This is a genomic window from Clostridium sp. (genome assembly GCF_034179595.1).
Lineage (GTDB): Bacteria > Bacillota > Clostridia > Clostridiales > Clostridiaceae > Clostridium.
On the sequence record NZ_JAXFPT010000039.1, the window covers coordinates 1 to 22,295 of the forward strand.

27 protein-coding genes, 2 pseudogenes and 1 riboswitch are annotated in these 22,295 nt (G+C 25.3%); of the genes and pseudogenes, 18 read left to right on the forward strand and 11 right to left on the reverse strand.

The features are described from left to right. The coding region (locus SPJ33_RS04400; protein WP_321116756.1) for a transketolase C-terminal domain-containing protein at nt 1–384 on the forward strand (384 nt) is incomplete at its 5' end. A 61-nt stretch (nt 385–445) separates the two neighbouring features. Here the strand turns inward: SPJ33_RS04400 and SPJ33_RS04405 are convergent. After that, on the reverse strand, nt 446–1,138 hold the full coding sequence (locus SPJ33_RS04405) for a radical SAM protein (RefSeq protein WP_321116757.1): 693 nt from the start codon (nt 1,136–1,138) through the stop codon (nt 446–448). 18 nt (nt 1,139–1,156) lie between these two features. Further along, nucleotides 1,157–1,864, reverse strand: a complete 708-nt coding sequence (locus SPJ33_RS04410) for a B3/4 domain-containing protein (RefSeq protein ID WP_321116758.1) — start codon at nt 1,862–1,864, stop codon at nt 1,157–1,159. A gap of 52 nt (nt 1,865–1,916) precedes the next feature. After that, a riboswitch (guanidine-I (ykkC/yxkD leader) is annotated at nt 1,917–2,018 on the reverse strand. 193 nt (nt 2,019–2,211) lie between these two features. On the opposite strand from SPJ33_RS04410, the gene SPJ33_RS04415 reads away from it, so the two are divergent. The 5 genes from SPJ33_RS04415 to SPJ33_RS04435 all read left to right on the forward strand — a co-directional run bounded on the left by SPJ33_RS04415 (nt 2,212) and on the right by SPJ33_RS04435 (nt 4,849). Continuing rightward, nucleotides 2,212–2,343 carry a hypothetical protein gene (locus tag SPJ33_RS04415; protein ID WP_321116759.1) on the forward strand — a complete coding sequence of 44 codons (132 nt, stop codon included), beginning with the start codon at nt 2,212–2,214 and terminating at the stop codon, nt 2,341–2,343. A gap of 72 nt (nt 2,344–2,415) precedes the next feature. After that, nucleotides 2,416–2,748 (forward strand): hypothetical protein, encoded by a 333-nt coding sequence (locus SPJ33_RS04420; RefSeq protein WP_321116760.1) that lies wholly within the window; start codon nt 2,416–2,418, stop codon nt 2,746–2,748. A 158-nt stretch (nt 2,749–2,906) separates the two neighbouring features. Further along, nucleotides 2,907–3,317, forward strand: coding sequence for a universal stress protein (locus SPJ33_RS04425; RefSeq protein ID WP_321116761.1), 411 nt, complete (start codon nt 2,907–2,909; stop codon nt 3,315–3,317). A 156-nt stretch (nt 3,318–3,473) separates the two neighbouring features. After that, nucleotides 3,474–3,872 carry a DUF5684 domain-containing protein gene (locus tag SPJ33_RS04430; protein WP_321116762.1) on the forward strand — a complete coding sequence of 133 codons (399 nt, stop codon included), beginning with the start codon at nt 3,474–3,476 and terminating at the stop codon, nt 3,870–3,872. Nucleotides 3,873–4,276: 404 nt separating this feature from the next. Then, nucleotides 4,277–4,849 (forward strand): hypothetical protein, encoded by a 573-nt coding sequence (locus SPJ33_RS04435; RefSeq protein ID WP_321116763.1) that lies wholly within the window; start codon nt 4,277–4,279, stop codon nt 4,847–4,849. A gap of 166 nt (nt 4,850–5,015) precedes the next feature. Here SPJ33_RS04435 and SPJ33_RS04440 read toward each other — a convergent pair whose 3' ends face one another. Beyond that, on the reverse strand, nt 5,016–5,471 hold the full coding sequence (locus tag SPJ33_RS04440; RefSeq protein WP_321116764.1) for a phenolic acid decarboxylase: 456 nt from the start codon (nt 5,469–5,471) through the stop codon (nt 5,016–5,018). Between SPJ33_RS04440 and SPJ33_RS04445 the strand changes: the two genes are divergently transcribed. From SPJ33_RS04445 to SPJ33_RS04485, 9 genes are all read left to right on the forward strand, one after another. Continuing rightward, entirely contained in the window at nt 5,406–5,636 is a 231-nt protein-coding gene (locus SPJ33_RS04445; RefSeq protein WP_321116765.1) for a hypothetical protein, read from the forward strand. The two genes, SPJ33_RS04440 and SPJ33_RS04445, sit on opposite strands and share 66 nt — an antisense overlap. Nucleotides 5,637–5,794: 158 nt before the next feature. After that, entirely contained in the window at nt 5,795–7,087 is a 1,293-nt protein-coding gene (gene brnQ / locus SPJ33_RS04450; RefSeq protein WP_321116766.1) for a branched-chain amino acid transport system II carrier protein, read from the forward strand. Between the two features lie 138 nt (nt 7,088–7,225). Continuing rightward, nucleotides 7,226–7,681 carry a hypothetical protein gene (locus SPJ33_RS04455; RefSeq protein ID WP_321116767.1) on the forward strand — a complete coding sequence of 152 codons (456 nt, stop codon included), beginning with the start codon at nt 7,226–7,228 and terminating at the stop codon, nt 7,679–7,681. 145 nt (nt 7,682–7,826) lie between these two features. After that, nucleotides 7,827–8,552: an alpha/beta family hydrolase gene (locus SPJ33_RS04460; RefSeq protein ID WP_321116768.1), complete on the forward strand. Its 726-nt coding sequence runs from the start codon at nt 7,827–7,829 to the stop codon at nt 8,550–8,552. Nucleotides 8,553–8,772: 220 nt separating this feature from the next. After that, the gene (locus tag SPJ33_RS04465; RefSeq protein ID WP_321116769.1) at nt 8,773–9,018 is read left to right on the forward strand and encodes a hypothetical protein; all 246 of its coding nucleotides are present in this window, start codon (nt 8,773–8,775) and stop codon (nt 9,016–9,018) included. 81 nt (nt 9,019–9,099) lie between these two features. After that, nucleotides 9,100–9,258 (forward strand): hypothetical protein, encoded by a 159-nt coding sequence (locus tag SPJ33_RS04470; protein WP_321116770.1) that lies wholly within the window; start codon nt 9,100–9,102, stop codon nt 9,256–9,258. 223 nt (nt 9,259–9,481) lie between these two features. Continuing rightward, on the forward strand, nt 9,482–10,507 hold the full coding sequence (gene galE, locus SPJ33_RS04475; RefSeq protein WP_321116771.1) for a UDP-glucose 4-epimerase GalE: 1,026 nt from the start codon (nt 9,482–9,484) through the stop codon (nt 10,505–10,507). A gap of 294 nt (nt 10,508–10,801) precedes the next feature. Continuing rightward, nucleotides 10,802–11,647, forward strand: coding sequence for a GRP family sugar transporter (locus tag SPJ33_RS04480; RefSeq protein WP_321116772.1), 846 nt, complete (start codon nt 10,802–10,804; stop codon nt 11,645–11,647). 158 nt (nt 11,648–11,805) lie between these two features. Beyond that, the gene (locus SPJ33_RS04485) at nt 11,806–11,952 is read left to right on the forward strand and encodes a hypothetical protein (RefSeq protein WP_321116773.1); all 147 of its coding nucleotides are present in this window, start codon (nt 11,806–11,808) and stop codon (nt 11,950–11,952) included. Between the two features lie 40 nt (nt 11,953–11,992). Here the strand turns inward: SPJ33_RS04485 and SPJ33_RS04490 are convergent, their stop codons facing one another. After that, complete coding sequence (locus tag SPJ33_RS04490; protein ID WP_321116774.1) at nt 11,993–12,703, reverse strand: helix-turn-helix transcriptional regulator; 711 nt, start codon at nt 12,701–12,703, stop codon at nt 11,993–11,995. Continuing rightward, nucleotides 12,649–12,828, reverse strand: a complete 180-nt coding sequence (locus SPJ33_RS04495) for a hypothetical protein (RefSeq protein WP_321116775.1) — start codon at nt 12,826–12,828, stop codon at nt 12,649–12,651. The genes SPJ33_RS04490 and SPJ33_RS04495 overlap by 55 nt, the downstream gene beginning before the upstream one ends. A gap of 275 nt (nt 12,829–13,103) precedes the next feature. On the opposite strand from SPJ33_RS04495, the pseudogene SPJ33_RS04500 reads away from it, so the two are divergent. Then, nucleotides 13,104–14,000, forward strand: a pseudogene (locus tag SPJ33_RS04500) (iron-containing alcohol dehydrogenase); the annotation flags it as partial. 135 nt (nt 14,001–14,135) lie between these two features. Here the strand turns inward: SPJ33_RS04500 and SPJ33_RS04505 are convergent. The 6 genes from SPJ33_RS04505 to SPJ33_RS04530 all read right to left on the reverse strand — a co-directional run bounded on the left by SPJ33_RS04505 (nt 14,136) and on the right by SPJ33_RS04530 (nt 21,077). Beyond that, nucleotides 14,136–15,650, reverse strand: a complete 1,515-nt coding sequence (locus SPJ33_RS04505; protein WP_321116776.1) for a bifunctional UDP-sugar hydrolase/5'-nucleotidase — start codon at nt 15,648–15,650, stop codon at nt 14,136–14,138. An 82-nt stretch (nt 15,651–15,732) separates the two neighbouring features. After that, nucleotides 15,733–16,986, reverse strand: coding sequence for an ABC transporter substrate-binding protein (locus tag SPJ33_RS04510; RefSeq protein WP_321116777.1), 1,254 nt, complete (start codon nt 16,984–16,986; stop codon nt 15,733–15,735). Nucleotides 16,987–17,001: 15 nt separating this feature from the next. After that, nucleotides 17,002–18,297, reverse strand: a complete 1,296-nt coding sequence (locus SPJ33_RS04515; RefSeq protein WP_321116778.1) for an MBL fold metallo-hydrolase — start codon at nt 18,295–18,297, stop codon at nt 17,002–17,004. Next, nucleotides 18,284–19,102 (reverse strand): carbohydrate ABC transporter permease, encoded by an 819-nt coding sequence (locus SPJ33_RS04520; protein WP_321116779.1) that lies wholly within the window; start codon nt 19,100–19,102, stop codon nt 18,284–18,286. The genes SPJ33_RS04515 and SPJ33_RS04520 overlap by 14 nt, the downstream gene beginning before the upstream one ends. Nucleotides 19,103–19,110: 8 nt before the next feature. Continuing rightward, complete coding sequence (locus SPJ33_RS04525) at nt 19,111–20,007, reverse strand: sugar ABC transporter permease (RefSeq protein ID WP_321116780.1); 897 nt, start codon at nt 20,005–20,007, stop codon at nt 19,111–19,113. Then, nucleotides 20,007–21,077 carry an ABC transporter ATP-binding protein gene (locus SPJ33_RS04530; protein ID WP_321116781.1) on the reverse strand — a complete coding sequence of 357 codons (1,071 nt, stop codon included), beginning with the start codon at nt 21,075–21,077 and terminating at the stop codon, nt 20,007–20,009. Before SPJ33_RS04530 ends, SPJ33_RS04525 begins: the two co-directional genes overlap by 1 nt. A gap of 468 nt (nt 21,078–21,545) precedes the next feature. Here SPJ33_RS04530 and SPJ33_RS04535 point away from each other — a divergent pair, with 468 nt between their 5' ends. Together SPJ33_RS04535 and SPJ33_RS04540 are read left to right on the forward strand one after the other, a co-directional pair. After that, the gene (locus SPJ33_RS04535) at nt 21,546–21,956 is read left to right on the forward strand and encodes a hypothetical protein (protein ID WP_321116782.1); all 411 of its coding nucleotides are present in this window, start codon (nt 21,546–21,548) and stop codon (nt 21,954–21,956) included. Nucleotides 21,957–22,110: 154 nt separating this feature from the next. Beyond that, a pseudogene (locus SPJ33_RS04540) lies at nt 22,111–22,295 on the forward strand (FAD-binding oxidoreductase); the annotation flags it as partial.

The following is a 22,295-nucleotide window of genomic DNA, read 5'->3' on the forward strand; positions in this document are numbered from 1 at the left end:
AAAAAGGTTGCTGAAGGAAATAAAGTTGCTATAATTGGACTTGGACATTTCTTAAGCCTAGGTGAAGAGGTAAAAGCATTATTAAAAGAAGAAATGGGAATAGATGCTACATTAATAAATCCTAGATTTATAACTGGATTAGATGAAGAAATGTTAAATGGACTTTTAAAGAATCACGAACTTATAGTAACTCTTGAAGATGGATCACTAGATGGTGGATTTGGTGAAAAAATTGATAGATTCTATGCTGATAAGAATATTAAAGTATTAAATTTTGGTGCTAAAAAAGAATTTACTGATATAATTTTAAGTAAAGATTTATATGTTCGTTATCACTTAACAAAAGAATTAATTGTTGAAGACATAAAAAAGTCTCTTAAATAAATAATTTTAAATAAAAAGCTATGCCACTTCTGTGGTATAGCTTTTTATTTAAAAAATTATATTAGTTATTTTTAAGTAGTATATCTGAAATCTCTTTAAATCTTTTATCACTTATACCAAGTTTTTTCTTAAATCTTTCATCATCCATTCTAGCAACTATTACTTTATCAGGATATATTTCATTTATAATATTTTTTAAATCTTCAATTGATTTATCATCATCATTGTAGCCTTTAATCATAGTAACTTCAAATATAAATTTTCCTTTGTATTGCTTATTAAATGAAACCATATTTGATATATATTCTGATAGGGTATATCCTTCAATAGGTCTTTGAACCTTTTGGAAATCATCTTCTGTTATTACTTTTATTTCACCAATAACTTCATCACATTTATTAGCAATTTTTATGTATTCATCTTTATCTAATAAATATCCATTAGAAAGCAATCTTACAGGTATATTATTAGTTTTTATAAGGTCAATAACATCCTCAATTTTATCATTTACTAAAGCTTCACCTTTTGAATTTATAAATATTAAATCAGGTTTTGTATTATCTATTTTATTCTGTAATTCAATTAATGAATTATCCATTTCATCAAATGATATTTGAGTATCTACCTTATTTTCGGTTCTTCCTATAGGGCAGAATATACAATCAAAATTACAATGTTTTTCTGGAAGTATATTAACTTCTAGCACCTTTTTTTCATCTTCAATATAAATATCTTTATAAGTAAAATTATTCATAAATAGATTATCCTTAAATTACATTATTTCTACTTCTTTATTATTAATATCAAGTATAGAAGTAGTACATGTTCCACCTAGATTTTCTTTAACTAAATTTTCTAAATCATTTAAAGCATTTTCGAATTCTTTTTGTCTACTTTCATCAACTAATTCAATACATAAGAAAGCATTTCTTGTATTTTCAGTAAGCATTGTTCTTACTGCTTCACGCCAATTAAAGCTTCTACAAATTGCACCTTTATCATCTTTATATACTATTTCACCTTCATAAGGAGGTTCACTTTTATCTGTTCCAAGTGTAACAAAGTCTTCATTTCCAATTGCTTTAGTTAATCTTATATCTCCAACAAATGTATCAATGTCTTCACCACCACAAGGCATAGCATATTTTAATGAAATAGAATTATATATATCAACTAATGGGTTAATAGTTCCTAAATGATTTCCGTTATTAACCCTTTTTAACAACGCTTCAATAGATGATCTTGCACCTTTCTTTTTCTTGAATTTTTGGAATGCTTCTCTCCATACTTTTATAGCATCATTGCTACTAAATTCTTCGTTAGTTAAGTGCTTTAAGGCTTCCTTTTCTGAAACAGAAATCATATCTTTATATTTTTCTTCATCTTTTATAGAATTATCTATGTCCTTACATATAATAATTCCAATTTTTGCTTTAGGAAATACATCCCAAAAATCATTTTCAATAATAAATTTTTTCATTTAATTTACCTCCTAAAAATAAAAAAAGCCATGAGAGCATTTATAAAAAAATATCTCCCAGGCTTTTATCCTTCCGTGTACATAGAAATTTATCTATGCGTCTTCTCTTGGACCTGCTAGTTTTAAAAACTACGGAACCCTAGAAAACTTTATATGAAATTATATTTATAATTTAAATTTTATAAATTGATTCTAGCATAATATTAAAATTAAATCAAATACCTTTATTTGTATAGTTTGTTAAACTTATAAGATTTTTTAAAAACTATTGTTAAATTCGAAATTAATTGACTTTATTATTATATAATAAAGAAAATAAAAATTATTATATAAGAGAGGAAAGAAAGATGAAATTATTAAATAAAAAGGTATTTCTAGCAATTGGGGCAGTAGTTTTATCATTAGTATTTGTTGGATGCGGAAATAATTCAGTTAATAAAATGATAGGTGAAGCAAAGCAAGATATAAGTAATAATTAATATGAAAAAGCTGTAGATTTATTACAACTTGCAATAAATCAAGATCCAACTAATAAAGAAGCTAATGATCTTATGCAAATAGTTCAGGGATATACTGGAGCATTAATGTATTATAATGATGGAGAATATGAAGAAGCAAATAAAGAGCTTAATGAAATAACAGCTGATTATTCAAATCTTTCTATAAAATCCGATATAGATGAATTAAAAAGCGAAATTGCATTTCAAGAAAGTAAGACAGAAGTTGTAGATAGTTATATAAATACTGCAGCTAAATTAGTAAAAGAAAAGAAATATGATGAAGCTAAAGCGGAGATAGAAAAAATAGATGTAAATTCACCAAATAAAGAACAAAAAGAAAGAGTTAATGATTTACTTAAAGAAATAAATGAAAATAAAAAGTAGAAGAAAGACTATAATAAAAATTTTATTATAGTATTTTGTTTTTTTAAAATCAGAGTAGAAATTAGATTCATATTATATAAATATAGTTCTTTTTAAAATTTTAAAAAATAATATTAAGTAAGACTATGATTATTATGTATTTAAGAAGGGTGGTTTTTATGAAAAAGAAAGTATTAATACCACTAGATGGAAGTAATAGGGATTTAATTTCAATAAATTATCTAAAAGAAAATTTTAACCCAGAGGATACAGAAGTTTTATTGTTAAATGTAGGTGATATAGTATATGCCCATGGAATTGTTGTATCTCATTTAATTACTATAGAGAAGGATAATGCTCAAGTAATGCTTGACAGGGCTAAGAAGCTTTTAAATAAATTTGATTGTACTGCTGAATTTCAATTTGGATATATAGATAAGACTATAATTAATTATTCAGTTGTTGATAAAGTTGATATTATAATAATGACTAAGCATAATAAAGGCATTCGTATACCTTTTATGGGTTCTGTAGTTAATAAAGTAGTAAAAAAAGCTAAATGTACAGTAATAGTATTATCAGAGATATAATGTTTTTAGAGATTTAAAAATAGGTAGTTAATTTTTTAGCTACCTATTATATATTCAAATATACATATTATTAATATATAATTAAGAGAGAAATGATATTTTTATTATAAGATATTCTTAAAATAAGAAAAGAAATAATATAAAGGGGGAAATAGTATGATAGAAGATTTTAGTTATGGAGTTTATTCTCAATATAGTTTTATGATTACATTTATTGTTATGGCATTAACATATATTATAAATGTATATCCATTATATGTAATGACTAAAAAGGCTAATCTTAAAAATAATTGGATTGCATGGATTCCTGTGCTTAATGTTATTAAGCTATTTAATTTAGCTGGAATGTCAGGGTGGTTTATTATATTAACATTTATACCAGTAATAGGTGCAATTGTTTCCATAATAGCTATATATAGAGTATTTAGTAACTTTGGCATTGGAATTATTGGATGTATACTTGGGATAATATTCTCATTTATTGGATTTTGGTACTTAGCATTAAGTAGTAGAAGATTTGTTGCAAATATAAATCCTAATTATACTAAATATTAATTATATTAAAATAAGGACTTAGAATATTCTAAGTCCTTTTTTTAAGTAAATATTAATTTATTAATAAATGTATAATAAATACGTTTTAAATACACTAAAAATTCTTTATATTTTTATATATATGAAAAAAAGATTAACATAAATATAATTTATTGATAATTACATTAATTTTTTATTATGTTTAAATGTGGAATATTATTAAAATATATATAATAAAAAGTATATAATTTTAACCTTTATGAAAAAATATATGTTATTTTATATTAAATTAATAAATGGTTATTTTAGAAAATTTAAGTAAAACTTTAATTTAGTTGAAAAAAACATAAAAAAGGTATAAAATTATAGTAAATTTGAACAATATGTTAAGTATATATCTAGATGAGTCAAAAGATGGGGGAAGCATGAGAAGTAAAAAATCAATAATCTACATATTAGCTATATTAATAATAGGGGGAGTAATAGCTATTATAATTAATAGTTTAGATTCAAAAACTAAATTATTAAAAGAAGAAACTACTACTAATCAACAAAATATGAATAATACAGATACATTAATTAATGAGATTATATCTGAAATCGAAGAAAATAAAGATACAGATATAGTTAATGATATTGATTCAAATAAAGATAGCAAAACTGAAAACTCAAATAAAATGCAAGAAAGTGAGTTGTTTGGTAAGCTTATTGAAAAACCTATTATTGAAAATGGGAAGAGAGTAGCTACATATGCAGAAGTAATAATAAATAATAAAACTAAATTTACTGATAAAAATATAATTGAATTTTATGAAGATACTGTGAAAAATTCTAAATATAAATGGGTGACATTGAGAATATCTAAAAATAAAGGTATTCAATTTAATAATGGAACTCATATATTTAATTATGGAATTTTAAATGATAATGGACAAGTTACAGATGTATTAGGAAGTGGTAACGTGATGTTAGATAAAATAGAGTATCAAGGTAGATAAAAAAATTTGTAGTTATAACTTAATATATATTTAAACATATTTTTCAAAAATAAGCCTAATATAAGACTATTGAATAGCTTTATATTAGGCTTTTTATTTATGTACTAAGTTTTTAGTATTAATTATATTTTATTTCTTTAGATTTGGATAATTTGAATATTTTTTATTATTTATAGAATTTTCCTGCTCTTATTTCATCAGTCATTCCTTTATAAGGTGCTACTGAAATTATGCTTTCATCATTTTCACCTACATATTTTTTGTATGTAATAGTTGAGAATTCAGGCACAACATACTTTGGATATGTATTATATTTTAATCTTGATTCTTCCATTAAAGGAATGAAGTCATTTTGGAAACAAACTGTTATTTCAGGATGTTCATGAACCCATTTAGGGAAGAATATAGTTCCGTGAGTTCTATTTTCATTTAACATAAAGTCTAAGCATACATCTGTTCCAGTTGGTTCAGTCCAAGATACTTTATAAACTCCATCTAGTAATTTAACTATATCAACCTTTTGGTCTTTTACCCATCTACCAGCAACCATACCGCTGTGGATACGATAATCTATTGTATTTTCATTTTTTATGTAAATTTCATACTCCCATCCATTATACATTTACGTGAAGAAAAACTTTTATTATTAAAAAATAGAAGAGATATACTTATGCAAGATCCTAATTTTAAAGAAGAACAATATGGACATTATCTAATTTTAAAAAGAGCTATAAATAGAGAAAAAAATTATATAAGTTGGTTAAAGGATGAATTAGAAAATTTATAAATATAATTAATTATAAATAGTTTTGTTTACAGACTGTTAATAAATATGTTAAAATGGGACAATAAATTTAGTATAGTAGGATAGTTAAAAAGTAGTAGGACAGTAGGAAAATTTTAATGAAAAAGTGAATATTTTTTGTAGTACAGGAGGATATGAAGGTGAAAAAAAGGTATGATTTTATAGCAGTAGGATTTACGATATTTGCTATATTTTTTGGAGCAGGAAATTTAATATTTCCGCCAGAAATAGGGATGAACTCAGGGAGAGAATGGTTTATATCTTTATTAGGATTTTTTATTTCAGGCATAGGTTTACCGCTTCTTGGAATATTAGCTCTTAATAAGGCAGGATCTCTTGAAAAATTCGGAGAAAAGATAGGAAATAAATTTACAAATATTTATACAGCATTGATACTTATATGTTTAGGACCGATTGTTGCAATTCCTAGAACAGGGGCTAGCACATATGAAATGAGTATATTACCTAACTTAGGAAATATAATTAGTCCAACAATCTTTTCAATCATATTTTTTGGAATAACACTTATATTAACTTTAAAACCAACAAAGATAGTAGAATATATTGGGAAGGTGCTAACGCCGATTATTTTGGTTATTCTTTCTTTTATTATAGTAAAAGGAATATTTTTTACAGAACATATATTTTCACAAGGAACAGGGAATTCATTTAGTTATGGATTTATAAATGGATATCAGCCAATGGATGCATTAGGTGCACCGCTTACAGCAGTGATTGCAATAAATGCTATAGTAGCATTAGGATATACTAAAAATTCTGAGAGAAAGTCTGTATTGAAAAAGGCAAGTATTGTATCGAGTATTGGGCTTATAATTATTTATGGAGGATTATTATATTTAGGAGCAGCTCTTGGAGGATATTTTCCACAAGGAATAAGTCAAACAGAATTAACAATAGGAATTGCACATATGATATTAGGGGACTTTGGCAAGATAGCACTTGGAATTGCAGTTGCAGTTGCATGTCTTACAACAGCAATCGGATTAACAGCAATGGTAGGAGAATTTTTCTCAAAAACTTTAAAGATTAAATATGAAATTATAGTTATTATTATTTGTATTTCATCTGCTATAATTTCTATTTTAGGAATAAGTAGTATAGTAAAACTTGCAATACCAATACTTAAAATTTTTTACCCAATGCAAATAATACTTATACTATTTAACGTAATTGGAGTAAAGAATAAATTAACTTATAAAGTTACAGTTTATACAACTCTTATAGTATCTATATTAGATGTTCTTTACACTCAATTTAATTTAAGGGTTCTTCAAGGAATATTTAATTTTTTACCATTATCAAGTGAAGGATTTGCATGGATAATACCAGCAATTATTGCAATTTTAATTTCATTACTAATTAATATATTTAATAAAGAAAAGGTAAATGTGAATCTATTAGATGTAGAATAGAAGTTTAAAATAAATATAATATATTTAAATATTAAAAGACATTAATTGAATTAATGTCTTTTTTATTTTTATGAATAATAAGTATAGCATTTTACACAAAACTAATAATATAAATTTTTATATTTGGAGGATAGATATATGAAAAAGATTATGGAAAGTTTCCTTATACTATGTCTATTAATTGGGTTGGTTTCATGTTTAAATGCTATAAAATCTAATGCAAAGGAAGCAAGTGTAGAAGTTAAGAAAAATCTAGAAGAATATATAGAAAATAATACTGATGATATTTGTGAAAAAACTGATGGGAAATCTTATAGTGCATTTGAAATACTAGGAATGAATGAAGATGAAGTTTATATTTGGCTTGTAAAAGCAAATGATGAAAAAGGAATATCTGTGCCAGTACAGTTAAAGATTGATAAAAATTATGAAGTTATAAGTCATAAGTATCCAGAGAATGGTGCAAATTATAAAGAAGATTTAGAGACTTTATTTCCTAAAAGTGTTATAAATAAGATGGAAAACGGAAAGAACACTTATATTAAAAAATTAGAAAACAAAATAGATGAAGAAAAGGCAATGTATAATTCTTAAAGTTAATAATGCTAAATTAGAATAAAGTTTTAATCTAATTTAGCATTATTTTTTACGTAATACATTAAATTGATTTAGTATGCTAAATGTATTAAAATATTATTCGTTAAAATAATATAATAATGAATTTTAAAGAGGGAGATTAATGAAAAAAGTTTTAAAAAGAATATCAATAATGTTAATTGGTATTATTGCTGTGATTTTTATAGCATTTTTTGTTTGGGCAAAAATTGATTATAAGCCTACACAAGTAGCACTTACAGCTATAAAAAGCGATAATTTAGTTAAAGTCAATAATGATGAATTTATTACATTTACGCCTAAAAATGTTAGGCCAACAAAAGGATTTATATTTTATCCTGGTGCAAAAGTAGATCCAGAATCTTATGCACCTTTATGTCAACAAATAGCTGAAAAAGGATTTTTAGTTGTTATAGCACCTATGCCTTTGGATTTAGCAATATTATCTCCAAATAAAGCAGGAGAGATTATAGATAAATTTAAATATATAAATACATGGGCTATTGGTGGACATTCTCTTGGTGGAGTTATGGCTTGTGATTATGCAGTGAAAAATCCTAAAGTTAAAGGTGTTGTGCTTTATGCTTCTTATCCTCAAGGGGACGAGCTTAAAAACTCAGATAAAAAAGTGTTAAGCATATATGGAAGTTTAGATGGAGTTGCAAATTTAGAAAAGGTTAGAAAAGCTGCCCTTCCAAAAGATTCTGAAATAGTTGAAATTACTGGTGGAAATCATGGTCAATTTGGAAGCTATGGGGAGCAATCAGGGGATAATAAAGCAACTATAAGTAATGAAAAGCAAATAGATATAGCTGCTGAAGATACAGTTGATTTTTTAAAAGGCTTATAGGTTAACCTTAAGTAATTTACTAAAAACATTGCTAAATTTTATTTTTAGCAATGTTTTTTTATTAACATTTAATAAATATAAGATTAATAATTAAAAGCAAATATAAATGCTATATAAATTATGTGTAAATTAAATATTATTCTATAAAAAATACTAAAAATATGTAGTATAATTTATATCGATTTGGATATTTTGGAAATGATTTAAAGAGGAAAGAATAATGACTGAATTTAGATATATGATAATTGTGATTTTAGCTTTAGTTTATGGAAAGTTTATTAGCATAGGAATGAAAAAACTTATAGATTCTAATTTTACTGAATCAGAACTTGTTGCTATAAGAATAGGAAATTTTTTTATGGGTTGTTTATTTGCCATGCTTACAAGAAATATATGGTTTATAGTTTTCCCTATTATACTTTTAATAGTTTTTATTTTAAAAGTTAGATGTAGTAGTAAGTGCTAATTAACAAAAAGATTAAAATATGAATAATATAAGTTTATTAGGAAATACTACAAATAAATATTATTTATAGGGGGCGTAAGTATGTGGATTATAAAAAATTCAAAATACTCATCAGATAGAAGTTATAATACTACATCAGCTAAATTAAACGATGAAGATTTAAGTGAGAGTATAAAACAAAAGTATGGGATTTTGTTTAAATTAGAATGGTCAAGAAGAATGTGTGAAAGAATTTTATAATAAGAGTTAATAATATACTTAAATTAAAAATAATGAGCAAAGATAATCTTTGCTCATTATTTTTTACAAATTTTAATTGATAGACAAGTTAAAAAAGTATTGAAATTTTACATGTTAACAAAAAATTAATAAATTTATTGTTAAAAAAAGTAATCTATTCTATAATGTTCATATATTTATAATATTTAAATTAATATATATAATATGAAAGGTATGGGATAGAATGAAAGTTTTAATAACTGGGGGAATTGGGTATATAGGTAGTCATACAGTAGTAGAAATGAGCAAAAATAATGACTATGATATCGTAATTTTAGATAATTTAATAAATAGCAATATAGAAATAAAAGATAATATTGAAAAAATAATATCTAAGAGAGTAAAATTTTATAAAACTGATTTATTAGAAATAGATGAGTTAAGAGAAATATTTAGAAAAGAAAATTTTGATTTAGTAATACATTTTGCAGCATTAAAATCAGTTTCTGAGTCTGTAAGTGAACCATTAAAGTATTATAACAATAATTTAACTGGTACGATAAATTTATTAATGGTTATGAAAGAATTTAATGTGAAAAATATTATTTTCAGTTCTTCAGCAACAGTTTATGGAGATAGTGAAGTTATGCCTGTGCATGAAGAATTACCTTTATTACCTGCTACAAATCCATATGGTAGAACGAAAAGTATGATGGAAGATGTATTAAAAGATTTGTATATATCAGATAATAGTTGGAATATTATAATACTTAGATATTTTAATCCGGTTGGAGCTCATGAAAGTGGATTGATAGGAGAATTACCAAATGGAGTTCCAAATAATTTAGTGCCTTATGTATCTATGGTAGCAGATGGTAAGTTAGAATATTTAAATGTTTTTGGAGATGATTATGATACTGTAGATGGTACAGGAGTAAGAGATTATATACATGTTGTTGATTTAGCAAAAGGACATGTATCGGCTATAGAAAAATTAAAAGATAATTGTGGACTAAAAATTTATAATTTAGGAACAGGAACAGGATATAGTGTATTAGAAGTAGTAAAGGCTTTTGAGAAAGCGTCAAATAAAGAAGTTCCTTATAAGGTAGTGGATAGAAGAAAAGGAGATATTGCTACGTGTTATTCAGATCCTTCTTTAGCAGAAAAAGAATTAGGGTGGAAAGCAGAAAAAAATTTAAATAATATGTGTGAAGATTTTTGGAAATGGCAAGTAGTAGGCTTATCACAGTTAAAAAAGGAATGCTAATATACTAAGTTAATTTTTATTTATAATAAAATAAGCTTTTGAAAAAATATATAAGAATTTTGTGAATAAAATCAGTAGACTTTAAATCTATTGATTTTATTTTTTATTTGGAATTTTTTATTTGGATATTCAATTTTATTGTTTAAAAAATAAGAGTATATTTTCATAAAAATATTCCATAATAATCATTGAAAGAGAATGACTTAATTAATTTATAATTAATTAACAAATTTATACTGTAATTCTATGCTATAATTTTGAAGTTAATAAATACAAATGATAGGAGTGAAAAATGTGAGTTATTTAATTGGATTAATACCAGCTTTAGGTTGGGGAGTTCAGCCTCTTATTTTAAAAAAAATAAAAGGAAATCCAGCAAATGAAATTCTAGGAACAGGAATAGGGGCATTAATAATCGGTCTTATTAGTCTTATGTTTACTACTGATACAATTTCAACTAAAACATTTATTATAAGTTTTGTATCAGGATTATTTTGGGTTGTTGGTCAAGTAGGACAATATGTTGCATTTAATAAAATAGGTGTTTCTAAAACAATGCCACTATCAACAGGTTTACAACTAATTGGAACATCTTTAATTGGAGTAATATTCTTTAATGAATGGCCTGGACTAACAAATAGAATAATTGGATTTTTCGTTATTTTATTAATAATATTTGGAGCAATTTTAACAACTAGAGGAGAAGGTAGTAAGCCAGGAGCTATTAAAGAAGGTATAATATTATTAGCAAGTACAAGTATAGGATATTGGGTATATAGTGCAATTCCTAAAGTTGTGGATGCTGATGGTATAAATATATTCTTACCACAAATGTTAGGGGTATTTTTAGGTGCAGTAATTTTTGCATTATTTAAAAATAGAAGAGTATTTACAGAAAAGAAATCTTGGCAAGCAATAGCTGTAGGATTTACTTTTTCAATTTCATCTTTAGCTTACATATTTGCAGCACAAAGAATAGGTGTAGCATCTGCATTTATTATTACTCAATTAAATGTTGTTATTGCAACACTTGGAGGAATTTTAATATTACATGAAAGAAAGAGTAGAAAAGAATTGATTAATACATTAATAGGTTTGGCACTTATTATAGCAGGAAGTATTATTACAATTTTCTTGTAAAAATAATTAATATTAATAGTTTAAACCCTGAATATATATTCAGGGTTTTTTAAATGATTTACTTTATTATGTATTTATTTATATAAAACTTCCTAAAAAACTTTTCTCTAAACAGAATCCCATTAATGTGCCTTCATAAGAAAAATTAGCTTTCTGGAATGAGGTCAAAGCTTGGAATATCTAAGCATGAAGGATTAATTAATGATCTTTTAGATATAATGCATAGTATTGTGGAACATAGATATATTAAAATGATAGAAGGTGCTTTTATAAGATTTGTATTTGCTAAAATTTTTAATAAGTAATTATAAAAAGCCATTATAAAAAGCCATTAAAATTAACTTTTTAATGGCTTAAATTTTTTATCATATATTGTTTTGGAGTTAACCCAAATTTTCTTTTAAATAATAATATAAAATGTGATATATTTTCATATCCTAGCTCATAAGCAACTTCAGTAACATTTTTAGTTCTTAGCAACTTCTTTGCTTCTTGAAGCTTTATATTTGTAAGATAATCATTAGGACTCATATTCATTATTTTTTTAAACTTAGAAGAAAAATTAGCTACAGACATATTAAATTCTGATGCAATATCAGATATAGTCAGCTTTTCTTTAAATTTTTCCTTCATAATTTTAGTAGATAAATTAATTGGATTATTAAAATTTTCAGTAATTATTTTATTTGTTTCTGTATCAGTTATTAAGTTAAACATTATTTCTTGAGCATATAAATCAATTAAAAATTCTTTTTTATGTTGCTTTGTTGAAGCCAAATCTATAATCTTTTTTATAGGATCATGTAATGGCTTTGTTTTGTTTTGAAGCAAATAATCTAATGGTTTATTTGTAGATAAATCTATATTATAATCTATATTTTTAATAACATCATCTACTAATTTATCACTTATTTCTAATACCAATGCTTTGGTTGGTTTATTTATTTCCATTTCAATACTAGAATGTGGAGGTAATATTAAGTATTGGTTTGAATTATAAATTATATCTTCAGAACCATTAACTCTAACTTTTTTTCTCCATTTATTATTGTACATAATCTTTTATATTCATATGATTTGTATATATCATTATAGTATTTATTGAAATCATAATATAATAATCTTAAGTATTCAGTTTCTAATCCATCGCTTAATTCTAAATTTCTGTCAAACTTATCCATGTTGCACCTCATAAAGTATACACTATAAGTTTATAAAATAACAAATAAAGTTGTCCATACATTTTATTGACATAAAAATTCTTATAAAACCTGAATAAATTTCAAATAAAAAAGTTAAAATAATTATATAAGTATAAGAAAATTAGTAAAATGATTAATTTTTTTATACTGATTTTAAAAATGGGGTATTTTTTAAAAAAATAAGTTAGTTATTTTTTTAACTAGAAAGTACAATTTAGGCATACGAAAGAAAAATTATTTTTGGAGGATTTACTATGAGTTATAAATTTCTTATGCCATCATTAAGTTTGATGGGAGTTAACTGTTTAGAACAATTCGGAGAAGAAGTAAAATCATTAGGATTTAAAAAGGCTTTATTAGTAACAGATAAAGTATTAATGGAAATCGGTACTGCTAAAAAAGTATTAGATGTGTTAGAAAGCAAAAATGTAGAATATGCAATATATGATGGAGTAAAACCAAATCCAACTGTAACTTCTGTTAATGAAGGATTAGCTATATTAAAAGAAAATAATTGTGACTTTGTTATATCTTTAGGTGGAGGATCAGCTCATGACTGTGCTAAAGGTATTGCACTTCTTGCATCAAACGGTGGAGAAATAAAAGATTATGAAGGTGTAGATAAATCTAAATATCCACAATTACCATTAATAGGTATAAATACAACAGCAGGAACAGGAAGCGAAATGACTTCATTCTGTATAATAACAGATGAAGAAAGACATATAAAAATGGCATTAGTCGACAAACACTTAACACCTATAATTGCAGTTAATGATCCTATGTTAATGATAGGTATGCCAAAAGGTTTAACAGCTGCAACAGGTATGGATGCTTTAACTCATTCTATAGAAGCTTATGTATCAACTGCGGCAACACCAATAACAGATGCTTGTGCAGAAAAATCAATCGAACTTATAAGTAAATACTTATTAAGAGCAGTTGAAAATGGAGAAGATTTAGAAGCTAGAGATATGATGGCATATGCTGAATATCTAGGTGGAATGGCATTCAATAATGCAAGCTTAGGTTATGTACATGCGATGGCTCACCAATTAGGTGGATTCTATAACTTACCACATGGAGTATGTAATGCAGTATTATTACCACATGTTGAAGAATACAATAAAGAAGTAAGCTATGAAAGGCTTGTGCTTTAACAAATCCAAAGCAAGGAACTTTAGAAGAAGTAATTGCAATATTTAAAAAAGCTATGTAATTAATTTTAGATAAATAAAAAAGACTACTTAATAATAAGTAGTCTTTTTTTATAAAATAATTTTAAATTAGTATCTTATTATATAGTTATTTTGAGTTACTAATTCGATTTTATTATTATTTTGAAGATAATCCATTATTATTTCGCTCATATCAAGGTTTATTTCTTTTGATACTTCAGCATTTTCATAAGCCGTATATACAGATGTGTTACTAGCTCTATAATTACTTAAAACTATAGTATAATACTTTTCCATATCTATATCTTCATTATCTTTTTTCATAGAAATAACTCTATCATAACGTTCCCTTGTTAGATCTATTTCATATGTTAAGCCACCATATGTATCATAATTATAGTTTTGTACTTTTGGAAGAAGGAAGTCTTCGCTTATATGTACTTCATTATTTTCTAAAGTAAAATAAGTAGCACTTTTTTCAATTGCTTCCTTTAATTTTTCACCTGTAATTCTTAAAACCTTTAATGTATTTGCAAAAGGATAGTTTATTAATACATCTTTGATAGTTATATTTTTCTTAAATCCTATTGCACAATCAAATAAAGATATTGCAGAAAAATCTGCATTAGATATATCAAGCTGAATTTGATGTAATAGATTCATAAATGGATGACCTTCTAATCTTGCTAAGAATATATCATCGATAGTTATATCTTTATCTAAATGACCAATCTCTGTGTCTAGAAAATCTTTTAAATCACTTTGAATACCGGTAAATATTTTTTCAAGATCTTGATTTATATTATTTTTTAATGTGCTTACATCTATTAATTCATAGCTCATTTCTTTTGTATCAGTATCTAAAACGATTTTAGTAAAGGTTTGACCATTATTAAGAGGTTGAGAGCAGATAACTCCATTTACTTTGGTTATAAATGAACGATGTTGATGTCCACTTAAAATAATATCAATGGAATCAAATTTTTCTAATAATTCACTTCCTTGATTTTCTTTAGTTAAACTTTCAGTTGGAATCATTTTTTCATCTAAGCTTTTTTCAAATCCACCATGATAACAAACTATGATTAAATCAGCTTTTTCTTTTAATTCATTTTCGTATTTTTCATACATATCTACAGGATTTAAAAATTCTATATTTTTGATATTATTTTCATTTTCCCAATTTGGTATAAATGATGTTGTAATTCCAATGCAACCAATTTTAAATCCATTAAAATCAAAAATTTTGTATGGTTTTGTATCAAATGGTAGACCTTTAATATTAGAATTTATTACTTTATCAGAAATATGCTTGTATGAATTAGTTAGATAATCTAAGCCATAATTAAATTCATGATTTCCAAGCACATAAGCATCATAATTTATTTTTTCTAGTCCTTCTATTATAGGATTGCTTTTAATCTGTTTTCTAGATAGATAATTTGTAAGAACTGATCCTTGAATTAAGTCACCACAATCAACTTTTAATGATGCATCGTAATTTTTTTCATCTTCTAGAATGTAACTTCCTATTTTAAGGATTCCAAGTTTTTGCTCAGTTACATAATTAGTTGGATATACAAATCCATGTAAATCACTTGTTTGATATATAGCAAGTTTCATAAAATTTCTCCTTTAGTATATCTTAATAAAAAAGGTGACTTAAAATAAATTAAGGCACCTTTTTATTTATATTATAATTGTTTTATTCCCAAGTTGAATCTAAAGAATTTTTAAATTCTGCTAATTTTTTATTTACGTCTGATTTAGTATCTGATAATATACCTTCTAATACAGTACTTATTTCACGGAATGCACTATCTGAACCAGGAACAACAGGTATAATATATAAGTTCTTAGTTGCATCTGATAAGATACTTGATGTTAAGCTTCCAGAATTTTTGTATTCATCTGAATCAATAGCACTTTGTCTTACTGGCATGTATCCGCTTTCTTTAGCCCAAGTTATTTGATTTTCTTTAGATGTTAAGAATTTTAAATATTCATATGCAGCAGTTTTTTGTTCTGAAGTTGCATTATTAAATACATATAAGTTAGTACCTTGTTGTATAGAAGTTGATGATGGATATGGAGCAACGCCAACTTCAAATTTGTCGCCAACACCTAATTTAACGAAAGTTTCTCCAGCCATTGAACCAACATACATACCAATAGCTTCATTTGAGAATGGTCCTGATAAGTACTTATCAGTTCCTGCTATTCTAAAGTATCCTTCTTTAATACCATCTAAGTAGTAATTAGCAGCTTTAACTGAAACATCACTAGTTACATCAAAATTAGAATCGAATTTATGACCTTCAGTATTTAAGAAAGTAGTATAGAAAGTATTTAATGAATCAAATCCAGCTCCAGGGATGTTTTTCTTTTCCTTTATTGTTTTACAAACGCTAACAAATTCATCATAATTTGTTGGAACTTTTAATCCTAACTCATCAAATAATGTTTTATTGTACCAGATAACTTCTGTTGACTTGTTAAATGGCATTCCATATATTTTTCCATCAAAAGTTGTTTCTTCTTTAAAACTTGGTAAGATATCTTCATAGTTATCAAATTTTAAAGTTTCATTTTCTATATATGGTTTTAAATCAGTAAGTAAATCATCTGAAATAGCATTTAACATCCATCCAGGATATGCTTGAGTCATTGTTGGTAAGTCCTTTGGACTTGAAATAGTTGAAGTTATCTTTTGTTGTAAATCTGGATAACTTGATTGGTTTTGTAATGTTACTTTAATATTTGGGTTTTTTGATTCAAATTCATTTGTTAATTTTTGTAGAGATTTTTCTTGTTCACCATTCATTGCATGCCAGAAAGTTATTTCTACTGGATCATTAATTTCAGTTGTGATTTCTTCATTTGTGTTACCTCCTGTGCTAGAACAACCCGTAAGTATTCCAAGCGATAGGATTAAAGGTAGTATCTTTTTTAGTTTCATAAAAATTTCCCCCCACTAAATAGTTTGTTTTTTTTCTGGTAGTAATATATCTCCAAATTCATTGTAAAGTCTCTCAGGACGATATGAATGAATAGGAATTAGCAGTTTTGGTTTGATTAAGTTTATTATCTTTATAAGGTCATTTGGATGAGCATGACCACTACAAGCTAATTTAACAAATTCAATATTATGTTTCTCAAAGCTTTCTACAAAAGGCTTATAATTTGGATCAAAATCTCCAAGTGGAACAGCATTTGAATGAATATAAATTCCATTAGACTTTAACTTATCCATGTGCTTAAGAGCATTTAAGTCTAATTGCCAGAAGAATTCTTCTGTGTCATCTAAAAGTTTTTCAAAATCAATCTTATAATTTTCATCTAGCCCATAATCTTTATTATCTAAGTTATAATAATAAGATTGGTATCCAGTAGCTTCTTTAAGTACATATGAGTAATATGAATCTAAAACTACCTTTCTAGGATTAGTTTTTATTATATTTAAAATTCTTTCTACATTAGAAATATAGTAGTTAAATGTTATTTGTTTTGTAGGATTGTTTTTAACAATATCATTTATTTTTTCTATTAATTGAGGTTCATTTGAAATTTCATCATCTCTTGTTTCTTCGTCAAAATCTTGGAATGAAACACTAACCCCTTCAATTAATAAAACATCACATTTTTCACTTTCTTTGCAGAAATTTAATGTAGCATCTTTTCTATATCCATGAAGTCTAATATCTCCAGTATAAGATATTACTAAGTCAGGAGTTTCTATTAATAAACCACAAGCACCATATGCATCATGGTCAACTGGCATTACCTTAACTTTTATATCTCCAATATTTACAACTTCATTTTCTGAAACACCAGTAATTTCTCTAGTATTTTTTCCTTCAATCTTTTCATAAAGAGGGAATAGGAAATCATCATTTATATTTAAAGTATTTAATAATGATTTAGTGCCTTCTAAAGTATATAAAGGTATTTCAGGGTTTAAATAATTAATTATTTTAGAATGATCTAGATGTACATGAGATAAAAATACTGCTGTATTTTTAAATCCATCTTCCTTTGATTTATAATTAGCTAAAGGGATTCTAGGATCAAACATATTATTTAAATAAGGAACTAAATTTTCATCTAATAATCCTTGAAGATCTTCAGGTTGAACTTTAGCTTGTGGATTATATTCACTACCAAAGTCAAAGAATATATGACTATCTTCATAAGCTATTTCAATTATAGTTCCACCAATAGTTAAGATACCATTATGGAAGGTAATTTTAGTTTTTTTATCCTTTAACACCGCTCTTAACAACTCCTCTAATAATTTGTTTTCTAAAGATTAAATATATGATTAAAATTGGTACAATAGCTATTGTTGATGCAGCCATTTGTAAATGTACGCTTGTACCACTTTCTGTTGCGAAAGAACTTAATCCATTACTTAAAAGTCTCATTTCCTTAGTGTTAGTTACAAGTATTGGCCATAAGAATGAATTCCATCCACTTATGAAGCTAAGTATTCCCATTGTAAATAATGAAGGTTTAGCTAAAGGAATTAAAATTCTTCTTATAAATTCTAAATCACTACAACCATCAACTTTAGCAGCTTTATAGTAGGAGATAGGTATACTTGTAAGATATTCTTTTAAGTAGAATATATAAAATACGCTTGCAAGAGATGGAACTATTAATGCAGTATAACTATTTAACAAACCAAGTTTTGCAATTGTTTGGTAATTTGTAAATACTACAACTTCATAAGGTACCATAAGTAATGCAATCATACCCATTACTAATACATTTTTAAATCTAAATTCTAATTTAACTAAAGCAAATGCAGCAAGTATAGATGTTACTATTGTTCCAAGAGTTGAAAGACCTGAAACTAAAATAGTATTAAAGAAGTATCTAACAAAAGGAGCTTGCTTCATTGCTAGTGCAAAGTTTCCCCATTGAGCTTTGCTTGGGAAAAGTTTTGGCGGAATGCTAGTTGCTTCTTGGAAAGTCATAAGACTTGATAAAATCATATATACAAATGGAAACAACGTGATTAGCGCCATTATAATAATAAATGCTTTTGATAAAACTGAACTAATTTTTTTCATATTTTCACCTATTTAGATAATTTTTTTAATATTTTATTTTGAATTAATGTAAAAATTAAGATTAATATAAATAAAATAACTGCAGCAGCCATACCTTGACCATAACGATTTTCTACATAGAATTTATTGAATATATAGAAAACAGCAGTAGTAGCACTATCTGCAATACCAGCTTTTCCATTAAATATAGAAAATACTTGGGCATATACTTTAAATGCACTAATAAAATTAACCATTAATAGGAATGTTATTATTGGTAGCATTTGTGGAAGAGTTATTTTAAAGAATTGTTCAACCTTTGATGCACCAAACATATCTGCAACCTTGTAGTAATCTTTATTAACATTTCTAAGTCCAGAAAGCAATATGATTATATTAAAAGCAAGTCCAGACCAAATACCAAATATAATAAGAGTAACCATACTCATTGCAGGATTATTTAAGAAGTTTATTGGATCAATTCCTATAAAGCCTAATAGGTAATTTATAAAACCGTAGTCTTCATTTAATAAAAATCTAAACACAATACCAACTGCGATAACACTTGTTAAATATGGTATGAAAAATATAGTTTCAAATATTTGCTTATGTTTTATTTTTTCATAAATTGTAATTGCTATAAACATCGAGATTATAAGTCCAAGTGGAACAACAATAAATGCATAAAGTGATGTATTTAATATTGCCTTATGGAATTTTTCATCTTGCAATACAAATTGATAATTTTTTATACTATTAAACTTTAAATTATTTAAAGTTCCTTTTTGGAATGACATAATTAAAGTTTTAATTAGTGGAAGTACATTAAATATTCCTATTATTAATAATGATGGTAAAAGGAATAACCATGCTTTAGGAGAATTTTCTGCACTATATTTGAATTTTTTTAATTTTAATTTACTCATTAGTACACTCTTTCTCCATTCTCTTTGAATATGTAAATACCGCTATAATCGATATCTAGACCAATTTCAGTTCCTTCAGAAACTTTATTATTTATATCTGTTATTAATCTTGCATCTATTTCATTAACATTAAAGTTTAATATGCAATCTTTACCGATTAATTCAACATAATTAATTGTAGTTTTAAATAAAGGTGTATCACTTAATTTGAAGTATTCTGGTCTAATTCCTAATATGTAATTTTCTTCGTTTAATTCTCCTTTAAATCTATCTTTACTTAATAAATCTATGTCTATTGAGAAATCTTTGCTTTCTAAAATGTTTCCATTTTTCTTTAAGTTAAATGTATTAATTATTGGATTTCCCATGAATTTAGCTACAAATAAATTTGAAGGTTCTAAGTATAAGTTTTGAGGAATATCAAATTGTTGAACAATTCCTTCGTTCATAAGAACTATTCTGTCACTTATTGATAAAGCTTCTTCTTGGTCATGAGTAACAAAGATAGTTGTAATACCAATTTCTTTAACAAGTTTTCTTATTTCTTCTCTGATTCTTAATCTAAGTCTTGCATCTAAATTACTTAAAGGCTCGTCCAATAAAAGAATCTTAGGATTTTGAACTAATGCTCTTGTAATAGCAACTCTTTGTTGCTGACCTCCTGACATTTCACCAGGCTTTTTATCAGCAAGTTCCTCAATACTTGTAATTTTCATGTATTTTTGTGCAATTTCCATTGCTTCTTTTTTAGGTTTTTTATTTTTTCCAACAGTAAGAGGGAACATAACATTTTCAAGTACAGTCATGTGAGGATATAATGCATAATTTTGGAACACTAACCCTATATTTCTATCTTTAGGATGTTTATTAATTACTGATTCACCATCAAATTTTATATCTCCACTACTAGGATCTAATAAGCCAGCAAGTAAATTTAATATAGTTGTTTTACCGCAACCACTAGGTCCTAAGAGACAAATAAGTTCTCCTTCATTAATATTAAGATCAATACTCTTTAGTGCTTCATAACCATTGTTATAAACTTTCTTAAGTTTTTCGATTTTGATCATATTTCACCTCTTGTAATAATATTTATTTTGTAAATATACTATAGTATTTTTAGTTACTATTTAGGACATATTATAAATAGTAAAATTTTGAATTAATATAATACATTTAACTATTATGTTATTTTTTATAATGGATTATTTAGTTTTTATAATACATTATTTCACAAAAATTTTAAAGCATTTTTAACAATTTTATGTTTGTGTAAATTTTATGAATAAATTTTTAACTAATAGATAATTTATTTTGTAAAAAAGTTTGTTTTTTTAGGATATTTAATAATTGTCAAAAAAGGTACTGAGAATAGATGTAAGAAAATATCGAATTTAAATACAGCATTAAATTGTATATAGAGATATAAATAAGAAATATAATTAATTGAAATTATTTACATAAAATGGTAATATGGAAAGAATAAATATTTTATTTATCAACAAAATTCAATTGCTTATGGAGGGATTTTTATTTTAGTGTTTATATTAATACTTTTTATCTGTTTATCTATAATAAGAATTTATATATGTGATAGAACAAAGCTTGATTATTTTTTAGCAGGAATGTATCCAGTTAATATAATAACTTTTATTTTTGTAGCAATTACTATTTCATTTAATAGTAATAAAAGCATTAGATTCTGGGCTAATTCAATGTTGGTTATAGGTGTAGTTATGTTTAGCATAGCATCTATACTTAGTTTAAAAAACATAAAGAAACAACATATAAATACTAATAAATTAATCTTATTTATAATTAATTTTTTAAGTGTGATCTTTGTAATACCAGCTTTTTTAATAAGTGTTGTGATATTCTTAATAGATTTAGGAATATTTATTAAATATTTTGGAACTGTATCATTATCAGAAAGAGATAAAAATTTTTAATTAAAACATAAAAATATACTATATTATAAGTCTTAATCATTAACGTTATTTAATGTTATTTCATTAGGACTTATTTTTTTTAATAAAAAATAATTAATGTTTAATAATATATGTATGATTAAATTTAACATTGAATATATGAGAGGAGACTATTATGAACATTAAATACGTACAAGGAAAGCCCTATTTTACAAGCAAAGAAAAAGAGAAAAAGCAATATCCATATTTAACAGAAGATATTGAAACAGATATATGCATAGTAGGTGGTGGAGTTACAGGGGCTATAGCATCATATTATTTTGGAAGAAAAAATGTAAAGACTGTTATATTAGAAAAAAA

Bases quoted from the DNA above. Each gene is read 5' to 3' on its own strand.
- SPJ33_RS04405 (WP_321116757.1), bottom strand. From the start codon at position 1,138: ATGAATAATTTTACTTATAAAGATATTTATATTGAAGATGAAAAAAAG.
- SPJ33_RS04410 (WP_321116758.1), bottom strand. From the start codon at position 1,864: ATGAAAAAATTTATTATTGAAAATGATTTTTGGGATGTATTTCCTAAA.
- SPJ33_RS04415 (WP_321116759.1), top strand. From the start codon at position 2,212: ATGAAATTATTAAATAAAAAGGTATTTCTAGCAATTGGGGCAGTAGTT.
- SPJ33_RS04420 (WP_321116760.1), top strand. From the start codon at position 2,416: ATGCAAATAGTTCAGGGATATACTGGAGCATTAATGTATTATAATGAT.
- SPJ33_RS04425 (WP_321116761.1), top strand. From the start codon at position 2,907: ATGAAAAAGAAAGTATTAATACCACTAGATGGAAGTAATAGGGATTTA.
- SPJ33_RS04430 (WP_321116762.1), top strand. From the start codon at position 3,474: ATGATAGAAGATTTTAGTTATGGAGTTTATTCTCAATATAGTTTTATG.
- SPJ33_RS04435 (WP_321116763.1), top strand. From the start codon at position 4,277: ATGAGAAGTAAAAAATCAATAATCTACATATTAGCTATATTAATAATA.
- SPJ33_RS04440 (WP_321116764.1), bottom strand. From the start codon at position 5,471: ATGTATAATGGATGGGAGTATGAAATTTACATAAAAAATGAAAATACA.
- SPJ33_RS04455 (WP_321116767.1), top strand. From the start codon at position 7,226: ATGAAAAAGATTATGGAAAGTTTCCTTATACTATGTCTATTAATTGGG.
- SPJ33_RS04460 (WP_321116768.1), top strand. From the start codon at position 7,827: ATGAAAAAAGTTTTAAAAAGAATATCAATAATGTTAATTGGTATTATT.
- SPJ33_RS04465 (WP_321116769.1), top strand. From the start codon at position 8,773: ATGACTGAATTTAGATATATGATAATTGTGATTTTAGCTTTAGTTTAT.
- SPJ33_RS04470 (WP_321116770.1), top strand. From the start codon at position 9,100: ATGTGGATTATAAAAAATTCAAAATACTCATCAGATAGAAGTTATAAT.
- galE (WP_321116771.1), top strand. From the start codon at position 9,482: ATGAAAGTTTTAATAACTGGGGGAATTGGGTATATAGGTAGTCATACA.
- SPJ33_RS04485 (WP_321116773.1), top strand. From the start codon at position 11,806: ATGAGGTCAAAGCTTGGAATATCTAAGCATGAAGGATTAATTAATGAT.
- SPJ33_RS04490 (WP_321116774.1), bottom strand. From the start codon at position 12,703: ATGTACAATAATAAATGGAGAAAAAAAGTTAGAGTTAATGGTTCTGAA.
- SPJ33_RS04495 (WP_321116775.1), bottom strand. From the start codon at position 12,828: ATGGATAAGTTTGACAGAAATTTAGAATTAAGCGATGGATTAGAAACT.
- SPJ33_RS04505 (WP_321116776.1), bottom strand. From the start codon at position 15,650: ATGAAACTTGCTATATATCAAACAAGTGATTTACATGGATTTGTATAT.
- SPJ33_RS04510 (WP_321116777.1), bottom strand. From the start codon at position 16,986: ATGAAACTAAAAAAGATACTACCTTTAATCCTATCGCTTGGAATACTT.
- SPJ33_RS04520 (WP_321116779.1), bottom strand. From the start codon at position 19,102: ATGAAAAAAATTAGTTCAGTTTTATCAAAAGCATTTATTATTATAATG.
- SPJ33_RS04525 (WP_321116780.1), bottom strand. From the start codon at position 20,007: ATGAGTAAATTAAAATTAAAAAAATTCAAATATAGTGCAGAAAATTCT.
- SPJ33_RS04530 (WP_321116781.1), bottom strand. From the start codon at position 21,077: ATGATCAAAATCGAAAAACTTAAGAAAGTTTATAACAATGGTTATGAA.